13 protein-coding genes are annotated in these 17,103 nt (G+C 36.7%); all 13 read left to right on the top strand.

Going from position 1 to position 17,103, the window contains the following annotated elements; translation table 11 throughout:
- The first annotated feature begins 174 nt into the window (after positions 1 to 174).
- The 13 genes from IGM13_RS06675 (at position 175) to IGM13_RS06735 (ending at position 17,033) form a co-directional block, all read left to right on the top strand.
- A complete protein-coding gene (locus tag IGM13_RS06675; protein ID WP_002357655.1) occupies positions 175 to 1,008 on the top strand; it encodes a PRD domain-containing protein in 834 nt (277 codons plus the stop codon).
- Between the two features lie 36 nt (positions 1,009 to 1,044).
- Positions 1,045 to 3,042 carry an N-acetylglucosamine-specific PTS transporter subunit IIBC gene (gene nagE / locus IGM13_RS06680; protein ID WP_002420223.1) on the top strand — a complete coding sequence of 666 codons (1,998 nt, stop codon included), beginning with the start codon at positions 1,045 to 1,047 and terminating at the stop codon, positions 3,040 to 3,042.
- Between the two features lie 240 nt (positions 3,043 to 3,282).
- Positions 3,283 to 4,764 carry a BglG family transcription antiterminator gene (locus tag IGM13_RS06685; protein ID WP_002420222.1) on the top strand — a complete coding sequence of 494 codons (1,482 nt, stop codon included), beginning with the start codon at positions 3,283 to 3,285 and terminating at the stop codon, positions 4,762 to 4,764.
- Positions 4,754 to 5,206, top strand: a complete 453-nt coding sequence (locus tag IGM13_RS06690; RefSeq protein ID WP_002420221.1) for a PTS sugar transporter subunit IIA — start codon at positions 4,754 to 4,756, stop codon at positions 5,204 to 5,206. The genes IGM13_RS06685 and IGM13_RS06690 overlap by 11 nt, the downstream gene beginning before the upstream one ends.
- Positions 5,206 to 5,523: a PTS fructose transporter subunit IIB gene (locus IGM13_RS06695; RefSeq protein ID WP_002357651.1), complete on the top strand. Its 318-nt coding sequence runs from the start codon at positions 5,206 to 5,208 to the stop codon at positions 5,521 to 5,523. Before IGM13_RS06690 ends, IGM13_RS06695 begins: the two co-directional genes overlap by 1 nt.
- 19 nt (positions 5,524 to 5,542) lie before the next feature.
- Positions 5,543 to 5,992: a PTS sugar transporter subunit IIA gene (locus tag IGM13_RS06700; protein WP_002365638.1), complete on the top strand. Its 450-nt coding sequence runs from the start codon at positions 5,543 to 5,545 to the stop codon at positions 5,990 to 5,992.
- Between the two features lie 108 nt (positions 5,993 to 6,100).
- Positions 6,101 to 7,201: a PTS fructose transporter subunit IIC gene (locus tag IGM13_RS06705; RefSeq protein WP_010715184.1), complete on the top strand. Its 1,101-nt coding sequence runs from the start codon at positions 6,101 to 6,103 to the stop codon at positions 7,199 to 7,201.
- A 137-nt stretch (positions 7,202 to 7,338) separates the two neighbouring features.
- Positions 7,339 to 8,028: a D-allulose 6-phosphate 3-epimerase gene (gene alsE, locus IGM13_RS06710; RefSeq protein ID WP_002420219.1), complete on the top strand. Its 690-nt coding sequence runs from the start codon at positions 7,339 to 7,341 to the stop codon at positions 8,026 to 8,028.
- Positions 8,029 to 8,318: 290 nt separating this feature from the next.
- Complete coding sequence (locus IGM13_RS06715; RefSeq protein ID WP_002357646.1) at positions 8,319 to 8,936, top strand: lysozyme family protein; 618 nt, start codon at positions 8,319 to 8,321, stop codon at positions 8,934 to 8,936.
- A gap of 128 nt (positions 8,937 to 9,064) precedes the next feature.
- A complete protein-coding gene (locus tag IGM13_RS06720) occupies positions 9,065 to 11,401 on the top strand; it encodes a cation-translocating P-type ATPase (RefSeq protein WP_002420217.1) in 2,337 nt (778 codons plus the stop codon).
- 316 nt (positions 11,402 to 11,717) lie between these two features.
- Positions 11,718 to 13,604: a DNA primase gene (gene dnaG, locus IGM13_RS06725; RefSeq protein ID WP_048945239.1), complete on the top strand. Its 1,887-nt coding sequence runs from the start codon at positions 11,718 to 11,720 to the stop codon at positions 13,602 to 13,604.
- Positions 13,605 to 13,711: 107 nt separating this feature from the next.
- Positions 13,712 to 14,818 (top strand): RNA polymerase sigma factor RpoD, encoded by a 1,107-nt coding sequence (gene rpoD / locus IGM13_RS06730; protein WP_002360364.1) that lies wholly within the window; start codon positions 13,712 to 13,714, stop codon positions 14,816 to 14,818.
- A 151-nt stretch (positions 14,819 to 14,969) separates the two neighbouring features.
- Positions 14,970 to 17,033: a cell division site-positioning protein MapZ family protein gene (locus IGM13_RS06735; RefSeq protein WP_002420215.1), complete on the top strand. Its 2,064-nt coding sequence runs from the start codon at positions 14,970 to 14,972 to the stop codon at positions 17,031 to 17,033.
- The last annotated feature ends 70 nt before the right edge of the window (positions 17,034 to 17,103 follow it).

Raw genomic sequence — 17,103 nt, forward strand, 5'->3', positions numbered from 1 at the left:
CTGTTAACAAATGAATAGCGTTTTCATGTGACTAGATAATACTAGGCATGGAAGAATTTCGTAATACAATGTGGTGTACAATGGTTACGCAACATGTTTAACGGGATTGTTCTATGCTTTTTTTGTTGTTTTCACTGAAGATGTTAGAATTACTTCTGCAGAAGAGGGTCATTTATGAAAATTAAAAAGGTGCTAAATCAAAATGCTGTACTTGTTCTTGACGAAGGACAGGAGAAAGTAGCTGTCGGTAAAGGCGTCGGGTTTAATAAGACTAAAAATGATGTCTTATCTCGACAATTGGTGGAGCGGATGTTTGTGATGGAGCCAGAAGGACTGAAAAAACTTCAAGTACTGCTATCACAAATTGAAGACAAATACTTTTTAGCGAGTGAAGAAATTATCCAACATGCTGAAACGGTATTGGGTGAAAAGTTGAATGAACATATTAATATTGGGTTGAGTGATCACATTGCTTTTGCAGCTGAAAATATTCAAAATAATATTATTGTTCGGAACAAGCTTTTAAGTGAAATTGAGATTTTATATAGTGAAGAATTTGCTATTGCTCAATGGGCTGTAGAATATTTAACACAAACCTTAGAAATTCCATTTAGTTATGATGAAGCGGGATATATTGCAATTCATATCCATAGTGCTCGCAGCGGGCGTACTGATAATAGTAAAAGTATCCGTGAAGTTACAATCGTTTCTGAAATTATTCATTTAATCGAGCAGGAATTGGCTATTGATATTCATGATGATAAAAATAGTCTCAGTTATTCACGTTTGGTGAATCATTTACGTTTGTTTATTCATCGCTTCCAACAAAATCAATATGCTGTTTTAGATGAAGAAATTTTGGAAGTCGTAAAGAAAAAGTATGCTGAAAGCTATGAAATCTCAAAAAAAGTACAAGTCTTATTAATGAGAAATTTTCATTATCAAGTACCAAATGAAGAACTTGGTTATTTATCGATTCACATTGAACGATTAAGAATGACCAAATAATAAAAATTAAATAGTTTATGTGAGGAGTTACGTATAATGAAAGCGTATATGCAAAGAATGGGACGTTCGTTAATGTTACCAGTTGCTGTATTACCGGCGGCTTCTTTATTAGTCGGTATTGCTAACTGGATCGTGGGAACAATCGGCGCTAGTCCAGCCACAACTTTTCTAATGAATGGTGGTTTGGCTATCTTAAACAACTTAGCATTATTATTTGCGGTTGGTTTAGCGTTAGGAATGTCAAAAGATAAAGATGGATCGGCAGCATTAGCTGGTTTAGTCGCTTATTTAGTGCCAAAAACTGTTTTAGCGCCTGCTTCTATCCAAGCCATTAAAGGCTTCAAGGATATTGCTGAAGTAAACCCAGCCTTCAACAGCATGGACAACAATGTCTTTGTCGGGATTGTCGCTGGTTTAGTTGCTGCGGCAATGTATAATCGTTTCTCTGGTGTGAAATTGCCAATGGCTTTATCATTCTTTAGTGGAAAACGTTTAGTTCCTATTATGTCAGCTATTTCGATGTTAGCAATCTCAGCTGTCTTATTCTTCTTCTGGCCAGTTGTTTATAACGGATTAGTTGCTTTTGGTAAAGGAATCTCTAGCTTAGGTTTCGTAGGAGCTGGCTTGTATGGTTTCTTTAACCGACTATTAATTCCAACAGGCTTACACCATGCCTTGAATTCTGTTTTCTGGTTTGATGTTGCTGGTATCAATGATATTGGGAACTTTTTAGCTGGTCAACAAGCGTTAGATACTGGTAAAGCAATTGTAGGACAAACAGGGATGTACCAAGCTGGTTTCTTCCCAGTAATGATGTTTGGTTTACCAGCAGGCGCGTTTGCTATTTATCAATGTGCGCGTCCTGAGAAGAAAAAAGTTACAGCTTCATTAATGTTAGCTGCTGGTTTTGCGGCTTTCTTTACAGGCGTTACTGAACCTTTAGAATTCTCATTTATGTTCGTTGCTTGGCCTTTATATGTTTTACATGCAGTCTTTACAGGTATTTCTTTAGCATTCGCTGCGTTTATGCATTGGACAGCTGGCTTTGCCTTTAGTGCAGGTTTTGTAGACTTTTTCTTAAGTTTGAAAAACCCAGTCGCGAATCATCCAATGATGTTGGTGGTTCAAGGACTTATCTTTGCGGCAATTTACTACTTCGGTTTCCGTTTTGCAATCACTAAGTTTAACTTAATGACACCAGGACGTGAAGAAGGCGATGGCGAAGAAACGCCAGATGTTGCAGAAGGTGACAACAAATTTGCTTCTCTAGCTCGTCGTATTTATGATGGTTTAGGCGCTGATGCTAATGTAACTTCTATTGATAACTGTACAACTCGTTTACGCTTAACAGTGAAAGATACAGGCAAAGTGGATCAAGCAAAAATTAAAGCAACTGGGGTTCCTGGTGTGAAAGTCATTGATGACACCAATATCCAAGTGATTGTTGGTACGGAAGTACAATTTGTTGCTGACGAAATGCAACGATTATATAACCACCAAGCGCCAGCAACACCAGTCAAAGAAACACCTGTTTCTAAACCAGTTGTTGAAGAAAAAGCGCCAGTTTCAACGAAAGAAACTGAATTATATTCTGTAGCGAATGGGAAAGTTATTCCTATTTCTGAAGTACCAGATGATGTTTTCTCAGCAAAAATGATGGGTGACGGTTTTGCTGTCGTTCCAACAGACGGCGAAGTTTCAACACCCGTTGCTGGTAAAATTACTAGCATTTTCCCAACAAAACATGCGTTAGGTATCCAAACAGATTCAGGCATTGAAGTATTATTACACATGGGTCTAGATACTGTTGAGTTACAAGGTGGACCATTTACATTACATGTTGAAGAAGGCCAAGTTGTAAAACAAGGCGATAAAATTGCAACCATTGATTTAGCCGCATTAGAACAAGCTGGCAAAAAATCAGATTTAATTGTTGTTTTCACAAATCAAGATATCGTTGCTCAATACGATTTACAAAAAGCAGGTCAAACGACTTCAATAAATGATGTAATCGGAAATGTTACCGTAAAATAAAAGTAAAAAAGGGCTAGCCGTAAGGCAGCCCTTTTTTGTATTCTTTGAAAATATTAGTGTCTGTAGAGCCAGTAATTCAAAATCGCTTGCTCTACAGATTTTTATTTATAAATAGCCTTAGAAAGTTTCGCATAATTGAACACTTTAACCACTCACAAAAATGGCCAATGTAACGGACAGAAAACAAGGAAGCGTTTTCTTTTGTATGGATTATAATAAATATATCAAGGAGGGGTTGCTATGAGTTCGAAAAAAGAACGTGGACAAAAATTGTTGTTACTTCTCTCAAAAAAAAAAGATTATATGACTGCAGAAGAATTGGCAAACTGCCTAAGTACTTCTCCTAAGACAGTTTATCGTTTGATAAAAAAAATTAACGATGAATTTTCAGAAGGTTCACTCATATTATCTGAGAAAGGACGAGGATACAAGCTAGACTATGAACGATTTATGGAACAGAATCGACATTTAGTCGAAAAAGAAAGTGATTTTTCGCCAAGGGAAAGACGCAATCGAATTCTGGAGGAATTGTTGTTAGCTTCTCCACAAGCTAAAAATGTTTATGAATTATTTGCAAGATACTATGTTGGCGATTCTGTGATATTTAGCGATGAACAACAATTAGCCGAAGATTTAAAGAAATATGATTTAACACTCAAACGGAAAAATCGAACGTTGGCAATTATCGGGGAGGAAAGAGCTATCAGGAAAGCCATTTCCGATAGAATACAACTGTTGAACATTATCGATATTGAGGATCTTCGAAACAACAAAGCATTAAATTTTAATAATTATGATGTCCTTTTTACGTTAGATCAAGTCAGGAACATTGAAAAGAAACTAGATATTACTATTCCACATCCATATAATGTAAACATCTTTTCGCATCTTTATATCTTAATTAGTCGTTCACGAAAAGTAGCCATTTCTGAAAAATACCAATTATCTGACGAAGAAGAACAAGAATTAACAAAGGACTTAGTACTCAAAAAGGTCGCGCAAACAACGATTCAACAGATTGAAACTTATTTAAATAAGAGACTGCCTAACGTTGAAATTTATTACTTATATCAATATTTAGTTTCTTCTAGGATGCAAGGTTCATTTAGTAAAGTAACTAATTTTTCTTTCAAAGTAATGCAAATTACTCAATTTTATTTAGAGGAAATGAGTGCACAACTAAAAATTTTAACTGATAATGATCAGCTACTTTTTGAATTGGCTAGTCATATAAAACCAATGATAAATCGTCTTGAAAACGGCATACATGTTAAGAATAGTTTATTGGATCAAATAAAAATGACGTATGAAACAATTTTCAGAAAAATTGTGCAAGTTTCTAAGCAAGTAAGTAAAAACTATCAACTACCGGCTATAAACGAAGACGAGAATGGGTTTATTACATTGTATTTTGCGCGAATGATTGAAACCAATCAGTTACCTATTCGTACTTTGATTATGTGTACCACTGGAATTGGAACTTCAGAACTATTGAGAGTAAAAGTTGAAAAGAAATTTCCTGAATTACAAATTGTTGAAATTATTGCCACACGAAATATAAGGAAATCATTAAAAGATTATTCTGATATTGAATTGATTCTTACAACGATTCATTTACAGGAAAAGGTCCCCATTAAATCATTGTTGGTAAGTGCCATGTTTACAATGGATGATCAGTATCGATTACAAAGAAAAGTTGAGGAAATCTATCATGAACGTTAATCCTTTATACCAAGTTTTCCTAAACCAAAAACTTCTTTCAAAACAGCAAGTATATCAATTCATTGCAGAAACAGCAGCACCTTTGTTAACGCTCGAAGAAAAAAAGCAGATTGAGGAATCTTTGGTAAATCGTGAGAAGATGGGAAGTAATCAGATTGCAGAGCAAATTGTCTTGCCACATTTAGAAAATGCACTCTTGAAAAAAAGTGAAATATATCTGATTGGCTTAAAAACAGAAATCCAAGAATGGACGGCAGACATTAAGCAAGTGAAATTAATTATTGTCATCTTACTAAAAGAAAATGAACGGTTAAAAGTAAAAAAAGAAATCAGTCGATTTACTAGAAAATTAGCAAATGAAGACTTCTTAGAAAAGCTGTTGTGTTTAAAAACAGAAACAGATTTTTATAAAAATATAGAAAAATTTGAGGAGGAAAAATAATGAAGATAGTCGGCGTAGCAGCCTGCACAGTAGGAATTGCTCACACATATATCGCACAAGAAAAATTGGAGAACGCTGCAAAAAAAGCAGGAGTTGAGATCCATGTAGAAACACAAGGGACCATTGGGATTGAAAACAAACTAACGGATGAACAAATTAAGGAAGCGGACATTGTTATATTAGCCATTGATGTAAAAATTTCTGGAAGAGAGCGTTTTGATGGGAAACGAATCATTCAAGTACCTACAGAAGTTGCTGTAAAATCACCCACTAAACTAATTGAAAAAGCAGAAGAAGTTATGACACAAGAAAAGTAATCTTCTAGGAGGAATTGTAATGGAAGTAAAGGATATCATTGACTTAAAAACCGTTAAAACGAATATGAATGTAAATACAAAAGAGGAAGCGTTAAAAGAATTAGCCAATCTTTTACTTGAAAATGGCAATATTTCAGAGGAAAAAGGCTTTATAAAAGATATCTATGATAGAGAGGCGGAAGGCCAAACGGGCATCGGAAACTATCTAGCCATTCCACATGGCAAAAGTGCGTATGTAAAAAAAATAGGCGTGGCCATCGGTATTAATAGTACAGAAATTCCTTGGGAATCTTTAGATGATAATGGCGTAAAAGGAATCATTCTTTTTGCTGTGGGCAATGATCATAAAGAAACAACTAGCCATCTTAAACTATTATCATTGTTTGCCAGAAAACTCGGAAATGATGAAGTAGTGAGAGAATTCCTTCAATCAAAATCGCCAGAGGATGTAGTGAAGGCATTCTCTTAATGAAATTACTAAGACAGCATATTGTGGATATTTTCTACAGAAGAATCCACAACAGTAATTTTTTTAAATAGAAAATAAAATAAAAGAACAATGTTTAGGAGGATAAAAATGAAAAAACTAAAAGAGTTAAATCTTAAAGGTCATTTATTAACAGCAATCTCATATTTAATTCCAATTGTCTGTGGTGCTGGCTTTTTAATTGCAATTGGTATGGGGTTTGGTGGCTCAAGTCAAGGAACCTTGGTACCAGGTGAATTTTCGCTTTGGGATGCTTTAGCTACTATGGGTGGCGCTGGCTTAGGCTTACTTCCAGTTGTTATATCTACTGGCATTTCCTTTTCAATCGCCGGTAAACCTGGAATTGCTCCGGGCTTTATTATTGGTTTAACTGCGAATGCAGTTGGCGCTGGCTTTATTGGTGGTATCTTAGGTGGTTACTTGGCAGGATATCTTGTATTAGCTATTTTGAAATATGTGAAATTACCCAATTGGGCGAGAGGGTTAATGCCAACATTAATTATTCCATTTTTAACCTCAATTACTGGTGGATTAATCATGGTATATATTATCGGGACCCCAATAACGGCATTTACTTCATTATTAACGAACTTTTTAGATAGCTTAGGTAACTCGTCATTATTAATTTTTGGTGGTGTAATTGGTTTATTAAGTGGTATAGACTATGGCGGACCCATTAACAAAACTGTTTTTGCCTTTGTTTTGACAATGCAAGCGGAAGGACTTAATGGACCAATTACAGCATTGCAATTAGTAAATACAGCAACGCCAATAGGCTTTGGATTAGCTTTCTTCTTTGCTAAATTATTTAGAAAAAATATTTATACAAAACTAGAAGTTGAAACGTTAAAGTCTGCCGTACCAATGGGCGTGATTAACATTGTTGAAGGTGTTATTCCTTTAGTTATGAATGATATTGTCCGAGGAGTCATTGCTACAGCGATTGGTGGCTTCGTGGGTGGCGCAACAACAATAATCTTAGGGGCAGATGCGACAGTTCCATTTGGCGGTGTTTTAATGATTCCAACAATGAGTAAACCGCTGGCTGGCGTGATTGCAATTGTTGTAAACGCAGTGGTTACCGGTTTAGTTTTAGCTATTATTAAGAAAGATGTAACTGAGAAAGATATGGACGCTTTAGTAGAAAAAGAAGAAGAGGAGATAAACTTGGAAGATATTCAGATTTTCTAAACAAAATGAAAAAGCGCAACAAAATTAATGCAATTTATATTGCCTATCAGAGATGTGTCAACGTCTGAATATAACGAGTTAGAAAAATTTTCAAAAACATCAACCAAATAATCAGATAGAAAGAGTTGAAAATTAGAATGAACAAAGTTGAATTTTCTCCGTCACTAATGACGATGGATTTGGACAAGTTTAAACAACAAATCACCTTTTTGAATGATCATGTTGCTTCGTATCATATAGACATCATGGATGGTCACTATGTGCCAAATATCACGCTATCTCCGTGGTTTATTGAGGAGTTAAGAAAAATTTCGAAGCTCCCAGTATCTGCCCATCTAATGGTTACGAATCCAAGCTTTTGGGTACAACAACTAGTAGATATCAAATGTGAATGGATTTGTATGCATGCAGAGGTTTTAGATGGTCTAGCATTTCGCCTAATTGACCAAATTCACAATGCTAATCTTAAAGCAGGGATCGTCCTTAATCCCGAAACGCCTATTGAATCAATCTTTCCATATATTGAATTGTTGGATAAAATCACAATCATGACCGTTGATCCAGGCTTTGCTGGCCAACGATTTATTGAAGGAACACTTGATAAAATTGTTGCTCTTCGTAATTTACGTGAAGAAAAAGGGTATCGTTATGTAATTGAAATGGACGGCTCATCGAATAGAAATTCATTTAAGCGAATTGATGCTGCAGGACCTGATATTTATATTGTTGGTAGAAGCGGATTGTTTGGATTGAACAAAGATATTGAAAAAGCTTGGAGAATGATGAGTAGAGACTATGAAGAAATGACTGGGAAAAAAATTCCATAAAACATTTGACTGTTTGTTAAAAGAATAGATAAGTTGTATAAAGTCAAGCCTAGAAAAGAATTTTGTTCATTCTTATCTGGGCTTTTTTGATGCAATAAATAAGCGCCAATAGAACAAAATTACTTGTTATTCTATTCTAGGTGAAAACGTTCAATCTTGCGAAGTTACGGTTTGTTCACAAAAAAGTTACTTTTATTAAATAAAACTAAAGAAGTAACAAAAACTTCGCTTTTTTCAGTTATTTCAAGTAACATAGAACGTATCTTAAAAGAAAAAGTTTGGATGATTCGATGCGTAGAGTAAGAAAAATAATTTATAAAATCATGCTACTTTTGTTTGTTGGTTTAGTTGCTGGTCTTGGCTATCTTGGCTATAAAATACATCAAAATGTTGAAACGGTAATGACCTTTGAAAAACAAGTAGAAGCAGAAGTCAAAAAAAATAAAATACCTGAATACAAAACATTAGCTTTAGCGATTATCTATACAGAATCTAAAGGGAAATCTGGCGATATTATGCAGAGCAGTGAAAGTGTTTATGGACAACAAGAAGTGATTGAAACACCAGAGGAAAGTATCGCACATGGCGTAAAATTTCTCGCGGAAGCGTTAGCGAAAGCAAAAGAAGCTGGCTGCGATGAGTGGACAGGCGTACAAGCATATAATTATGGACTGGATTATATTCAGTTTGTTAAAGAACGTGGCGGGAAACACACGACAGAGTTAGCAGAAGAATATTCAAGAGAAGTCCTTTCACCGTTGCTAGGGAATGACCAAAATACGAAATATCGTTATTATCGTTGGCAAGCGTTAGTTTACAACGGTGGTTACCTTTATCAAAATGGTGGCAATATGTTCTATGCAGAAATTGTCAAAATGAATCGTTGGTTTATTGAAAAGTTAAATTAAAACGAGAAAAGTCTAAAGAATTCTTTCAACTTACAGGAATTTTTTAGGCTTTTCTTGCAGTTTCATGAAAATGCAAGTAAACTAGAAGGGATGTAACTGATTAATTGAAAAGGTAGGGAAAGAGCTGGATGTTGAATAAAGTCGACCTGAAAAAAGGGTTAAGTACAGAAGAAGTTGCCAAGCAGAAAGAGTTAGGCCTTCAAAATAATTATGAGGAAAATGTAGCAAAATCTACAAAAGATATTATTTTTGATAACGTCATGACGTTATTCAACTTTTTAAACTTTGCAATCGCTGTTTGTTTACTATTTGTCGGAGCGTATTCCAATCTGGCTTTCTTAGCGATTATTATTGTGAACATGTCAATCGGGATTTTCCAAGAAATTCATGCCCGTAATTTAGTTCAAAAATTATCTATTGTGGCAAAAGAAAATGTTCATGTTGTTCGAAATGGCGTACAACAAGAAATTGATACAAAAGAACTAGTTATGGAAGATATTGTTGTTATCTCTGCAGGGGAACAAGTTCCTTCTGATATGGAAGTTATTGACGGTAAAGTCGAAGCGAATGAAGCGTTGTTAACAGGTGAATCAGATTTAATTGAAAAGGAAATCGGCGATACCTTGCTTTCTGGAAGTTTCATTGTTAGCGGACAAGCCTATGCCCGTGTTATCCACGTTGGTGCCGAAAACTATGCTGTGAAAATCACCCAAGAAGCCAAAGTGCATAAACCAATTCAATCAGAGTTAGTCAATTCGATTCGTAAAGTCTCTAAATTTACAAGTTGGGTGATTATTCCTCTGGGGATTATTTTATTTGTTGAAGCTTTTTGGTTAAGAGATGCTGGCATTAAAACATCTGTTGTTGCTTCTGCAGCTGCTTTGTTAGGGATGTTACCAAAAGGATTAGTACTATTAATTAGTATTGCGCTGACAACAGGTGTCATTAAGTTAGCCAAAAAACGTATTCTAGTACAAGATATGTACTCAATTGAAACATTGGCCCATGTGGACACTTTGTGTTTAGATAAAACTGGAACGATTACAGAAGGTAAAATGAAAGTGCAAAAGGCGATTATCTTGCATGACCAATATGAAGAACTTTTCCCGCAGATTATCGGAAGCTACCTATCTGAAAGTACGGATAATAATATTACAATGCAAGCAATTCGTGATCATTATGAAGTATCCAATCGATTTGGCGCAAAAGAAGTCTTGGCTTTTTCTTCTGAACGAAAATGGGGAGCTATTGAATTTCCAGAAATTGGGACAGTTTATTTAGGGGCTCCTGAGCGTTTGGTAGACGATAGTCGGTTGCCAGAAGCTGTTTTTACAGCACAAGAGAATGGGTATCGCGTCTTGATGTTAGCTATTGCGGAGCAACAACCGTTAAACGAAACCAAAATGCCTTATTTAGAGCCGTTAGCAATTCTAGAAATTGATGATCCAATTCGCCAAAATGCCAAAGAAACACTGGCTTATCTAAAAGAAGAAGGAATCGACTTAAAAGTAATTTCTGGCGATAATCCGGTGACTGTTTCAAATATTGCTCGTCGTGCTGGGCTACCTGGTTATGAGTCTTATATTGATTTGTCGACCAAAACGACAGAAGCAGAAGTGCGTGAAGCAGTTCAGCAATACACGGTGTTCGGACGTGTATCTCCTCAGCAAAAACGAACCATTGTACGTGAGTTGAAAGACACAGAGCATGTGGTGGCGATGACCGGCGATGGCGTCAACGATGTTTTGGCGTTACGAGAAGCGGATTGTAGTATCGCTATGGCAGAAGGAGATGGCGCTACTCGGCAAATTTCTAATCTAGTTTTACTAGATTCTGATTTTACAACGTTACCAGATGTCTTGTTTGAAGGACGGCGTGTGGTAAATAATGTAACTCGAGTTTCCAGCGTTTTCTTCATTAAAACGATTTATTCGTTTATTCTCTCAATCATTTGTGCCTTAACAGCCATTGCGTTCCCGTTCATTCCGATTCAAGTGACCTTGATTGATTTAGCAATTGAAGGATATCCAGCCTTCTTCTTATCTTTCGAAGGGGACAAACGAAAAGTTGTCGGGAAGTTTTTACCAACGGCTTTGAAAAATGCGTCTGTTAATGCGCTTTTAGTTGTAGCGAATATCATTGCTGTTTATCTGATTGGACAAAATCAAGGATTTTCTTCTTTAGACACCACGACGTTAATGTATTATTTATTAGTTGGAATTAGCTGTATGGCTGTTGTTCGAGCATGTCTGCCTTTCAATCCATTACGCATTTTCTTGGTTTTCAGTACTATTATTGGTATTTATGTAGCAGCTATGTTATTCCACAACATTTTAGAAATTGGTTTCTTAACTTCGCAAACAATGGGTCTCTTCTTTATTATGATGGCCATTAATATTGTAGTGCGTGTAGCAATTGGTTTCGTACAAATGAAACGTGCTGGAAAAACAATTAAAGATTTATAAAAAATAGAAGTTGAGCTAAAAGTATTCGTCTCCAGAAATGCAGTTCTTCTTTAAATCTTGAAGGAAGTCGGAGCAAGCTTGATGTTTCACTGATTATTTTAAGAGTTAGTGTCTGGGGCAGGAGTCAGGATGACTTTTGTCCTAGATACTTTCTTTTTTTGTTGAGGTGAAACAAGATACTTGAAAAACAGAGATTATGTGATACAATAAATCATGTGTAAATGTGTCCATTGGAATTCGCACTGAAATGACAGTGCGTTTTTTAAACGGTCAATCACATGAGTTAGCACAATGCTATTCTTAGGAGGTGAGGACAATGGCACAACGCATTCCTCAGGAAGTCATTGAGGAAGTTCGTCACCGAACGAATATAGTAGATATTATTGGGCAGTATGTCCAGTTAAAAAAATCCGGTAAAAATTATATGGGTTTATGTCCGTTTCACGAAGAACGTTCCCCTTCATTTTCAGTAGCAGAAGACAAACAAATTTTTCACTGTTTTGGCTGCGGGAAAGGTGGAACTGTTTTTAATTTCTTGCAAGAAATTGAAGGCATTAGTTTTCCCGAATCCGTGAAACGTGTTGCAGATTTGGAACATTTATCTGTGGACTTTGATTGGTCAGAGCCGCGTGAAGTAGCGGATACCCCAGAAAACCAACAAAGACGGATTTTGTTACAACTGCATAGTAAAGCCGCAGAACTTTACCATCATATTTTAGTGAATACTAAAATTGGCGAACCCGCATTAAACTATTTATTAGAGCGGGGGTTAACACAAGAACTAATTGAGACCTTTCAAATTGGATTTGCGCCGCAAAAACGTGATTTCTTAAGTCAAGTTTTTAAAAATGAACAACTGGATGAAACGCTTTTTGAGCCTTCTGGTCTGTTTGTTCAAAGAGATAACGGTACGTTTTTGGATCGTTTCTATCAACGAATCATGTTTCCAATTAATGATCCCCAAGGCAATGTCATCGCCTTTTCTGGTCGCTTGTTAAAAATAGCTGATTTTCCAGGGGATGAGATGCCTAAATACTTGAATAGTCCTGAAACAACACTTTTTAATAAGCGAGAAACGCTGTTTAACTTTGATAAAGCCAGAAAAGAAATTCGTAAAGAAAATACAGTCTTGCTTTTTGAAGGATTCATGGATGTTATCGCTGCTTGGCAATCAGGCGTAAAAAGTGGTGTGGCTTCAATGGGGACTAGTTTGACCAATGAACAAATTCGGCGTTTGGAACGGGTCGCTAAGGAAGTAGTTATTTGTTACGATGGCGATAATGCCGGTGTTCAAGCCACAAACCGTGCGATTCAATTATTGCAAGAAAACAGTCATTTTGACTTGAGTATTGTCAGCATCCCTGAAAAGCTGGATCCTGATGAATATGTGCGGAAATATGGCGCAGAAGCTTTTCAAAATTTAGCCAATCATGGCCGAGAAACAGTTTTTAGTTTTAAAATGAATTATCATCGGTTAACTAGAAACATGAATAATGAAAAAGAACAATTGGATTATGTGAACGAATTGTTACGGGAGTTAACCAATGTTCAATCTCCCTTGGAACGTGATCGTTATTTAAACCAAATTGCTCAGGAATTTCAACTTTCTGTTCATAGTTTAGAAGAACAATTCAATCAATTGAAGCAAGAGCAACGTTCAGTCCAACGGCAAGAACGGCAACAATTTTATCAAGATGAAATGATGCCACCACCAATGGAAGAACCTGTTTTTGAAGAGAATCACGTCCAGAACAAGTTACCGTTAACACAAGTTCAAAAAGCAGAACGTTCTTTATTATTTCGTTTAATGAATGAACAAGGAGTACGGCAAACCGTTCAACAATTGCCAGATTTTTCGTTCGCTCATGATGAATACCAAGAATTATATTTCTTGCTAGAAAGTTATGCGACACTGCATCAAAGTTTCGACATTGCCGATTTTATTAATTTTTTGCAAGATAATCAAACCAAACAATTAGCAATTGAAATTGCGTATCAGAATTTATCGGAAGAAAGCTCTGAGCGAGAAGTTGCCGATTTATTACATGTAATTGCCTTATCAAGTATTGCAGAGGCAATTGAGCAGAAAAAGATTCAACAGCAAGAAGCAAAACGAGTGGGCAACCAACAGCTTGAAGCCGAATTAACAATGGAGATTATCCAATTGGCTCGACAGCTTAAAGCTCAACGAACATTTACTTAAGTAATAAATGAATAGAACTAAGCGTTTTGTTCATTTTATTTTGATAAGTCCCGGTGATTTATCAGTTATTTCAAGCGTGAACCGAAAAATGAAGGGGGCCTTCTTTCATGGAAAAAGAAACAAGTAAAAAATATGAAGCTGCAGTGGCAGCATTTATCAAAGAAAACAAGCCTAAAGGAACAGTGGTTTATGATGATTTAGCGAATCAATTAGCCACACCGTATACTTTGGATGCAGAAGCTATGGAAAAATTAATCCAAAAAGTTGAAGATGCTGGTATCAGCGTAGTCGATGAAAATGGAGACCCAAGTGAACATAGCTTGAAAAAAGATGAAAAAGAAGCGGAAAAGGCCCAAGCAGAAGACTTATCTGCGCCAACAGGTGTTAAAATTAATGATCCCGTGCGTATGTACCTAAAAGAAATTGGGCGCGTTCAATTATTAACTGCTGCAGAAGAAGTTGAATTGGCACTTAAAATTGAAGAAGGCGATCAAGAAGCAAAACAACGTTTAGCAGAAGCTAACTTACGTTTGGTTGTTTCAATTGCCAAACGATATGTAGGTCGTGGTATGCAATTCTTGGATTTAATTCAAGAAGGTAATATGGGCTTAATGAAAGCTGTTGAAAAATTTGACTACCGTAAAGGGTTCAAATTCTCTACGTATGCTACTTGGTGGATTCGTCAAGCGATTACGCGGGCAATTGCGGACCAAGCTAGAACAATTCGAATTCCTGTTCACATGGTTGAAACAATCAATAAATTGATTCGGATTCAACGCCAACTATTGCAAGATTTAGGTAGAGAACCAACGCCAGAAGAAATTGGTGCGGAAATGGATTTACCAACAGAAAAAGTTCGTGAAATCCTAAAAATCGCACAAGAGCCAGTCTCTTTAGAAACACCAATTGGTGAAGAAGATGATTCACATTTAGGTGATTTCATTGAAGACCAAGATGCTACAAGTCCTGCTGAACATGCAGCTTACGAATTGTTAAAAGAACAACTAGAAGATGTTCTGGATACTTTAACAGACCGTGAAGAAAATGTTTTACGTTTACGTTTTGGTTTAGATGATGGTCGGACACGTACGCTAGAAGAAGTCGGAAAAGTTTTCGGTGTCACTCGCGAACGTATTCGTCAAATTGAAGCAAAAGCGTTAAGAAAACTAAGACATCCTTCTCGTTCAAAACAATTAAAAGACTTTTTAGAATAAACATACCGTTTAGCGGCTCTTTTCGTGCATGCGAGAAGAGCCGCTTTTGATTTTTAAAAAGTCTCTAAATGTCATTGCTAGTTATTGGAAGAAGGCGCAAGTTGTGGTAAATTAGAAGTAATGGAATATTAGCAGAATGTGAGGCGGAAGAATGACAAAGAAATGTCCGAAGTGCGGGAACGAATTCGATGCAGAATTAACGACCTGCCCAACATGTGGCTATTCACTAACTGACACAACAGTTGATAAAGAAGAAGCGGAAACGACTTCAACAAATATAGATTTTAAAACACAGGAAAATGAACAACATGAAGATCAATTAAATGAGAATATTGAATGGTCTGAGTTAAAAGATATGAGCTTAGGCCATGTGATGGAACTGTTTGGCGAATCACCTGAAGAAGAAAGTAATGATGACAAAAAAGAAGAGTCGATAGAAGATAACTTAATAGTCTCTGATTCAGAGGATGTTTCTGATTCAGAAGCAGTGCTTCAAGAAGGGGCTAGTGAGGAGACTCATGATTCGGTGGAGGAAACGATACCAGCGACAGAAGCGATGCCTACTCATTCAACAGAAGAAAAACTAGCAACGGACGAAGCAGTTAATTTAGAGGAAACAACAGAAGAAACAACTACTGTTGAAGCAGAAACAGCTGAGGTATCTGAGACAGTGAAGTCAGAAGAGGAAGCTTTAACAGAGATTTCAGGAACTGAAGTTATCTCTACCACTTCTGAAGAAGAAATTTTTTCACAACCACCGATAGAAGATCAAGATGTAACACCAAACGAAACTTTGCAAGCTTATATTCAAGCGCATCGAGCAGATACAGAAATGTCTGAAAATCCATCAGAAGAAACAGCAGAGACCCAAGAGTTAGAAAACAGCGTTGAGGCAGTATTAACCCAAGCCGAAACACCAACTGAATCCATTTCAGATTCTGAAGAAGGGTTAACAAGTGCAGCGTCGCTAGAGGAACCGAGCGAAGCTGATACAACCGAGGAAAAAGTTTCAGATTCAGGTGTGATACCACCGATGAATGAAACTGGGAATGCTCAACCAGCGCCTGCTCCAAAGAAACCATCAAAAAAAGTGGCTTTCGTTGCGCTTGCGGTTGTTTTATTAGCTGGAGGTAGTGCTTGGGCGTATCATGATCAAACGCAAAAAGCTGCCGCGCAAGAGGCGGCGGCACTATCCAAGAAAACAGATACGCTGAAAGATGAACTAGCAGCCTTTTATACCACAAAGGAACAAGTTTTTATTAAACCCGATATGGTGACTGTTAGTCCAGAAAAACTCTCAAAACAAGTCGCGGAAATTAAAGATTCAGAAGAGTATTCTCAATTAAATAAACAAATTCAAACATTGAAAGAGAAACAACAAACCATTCAACAAATCAACCAATTATTTGAGGCCCCGATTGTCAATGGCAATGAGTTGAAACCGGCGATTCTAGCTGCTGATCAACCAATTTCCGTAAAGAAATTAACAGGAAATGATCCGTTTGACCAATTGATGAACCAAGCAATCGATCAAGCGAACCAACAATACAACCAATTACAAAAAGCTAAAAAAGCGGTTGAGGTCATTTATAAAGATGGAAAAACTACCAATCAGCTGAATCGAGACACGTATCAAGCTGCTAAGGCAGAAGTAGATAAAGTAACAAGTGATAAGCTGAAAAAAGAACTGATCAAACAAGTCACGACAGCTGACCAAGCGTTAACCAAGGTTGAAGAAGAACAGAAAAGAATTGCAGAAGAACAAGCTGCCGCAGAGCAAGCAAAACAAGCAGAAGAACAAGCGAAACAAGCTGCTGCCGCGAAAAAAGAGAACGCTAAGAAGGAAGAAACAGCAAAAACAGAAGCGAATGGCTACACGGCACCGAACAGTGACGGGGTGTACACTAGTCCGCTTTATGCGCCAGATGCTGCCGATATCGCTGATAGTAGCAATCCAGCGTGGACATGGGCACCAGGTGTGAAAGAAAAAGTCTTAGACACAGTGATTGCTCGTGGCTATGTGGTTCCTGGCGGATATTCTTTAGAACCTGCCAAAATTGTGAATGGCGAAGGTTACTACAATCTTTATGCAACCAACAATCAATCAAAATTATTAGAAGGCACTACAGAGAAAAATGTTCACATGTATTTAGTTACAATCAATGCTAAAACAGGTTGGTTCAAAGGGAACGCTTCTCGTAATGCAGGGCAATAAAAGAAAATAGAAACAATCGAACAAAAGCGGAAATCTTTTGTTCGATTGATTTTCCTTGAGGAGTTAATGA

This window comes from Enterococcus sp. DIV0561, from assembly GCF_050539875.1.
Taxonomy (GTDB): Bacteria; Bacillota; Bacilli; order Lactobacillales; family Enterococcaceae; genus Enterococcus; species Enterococcus faecalis.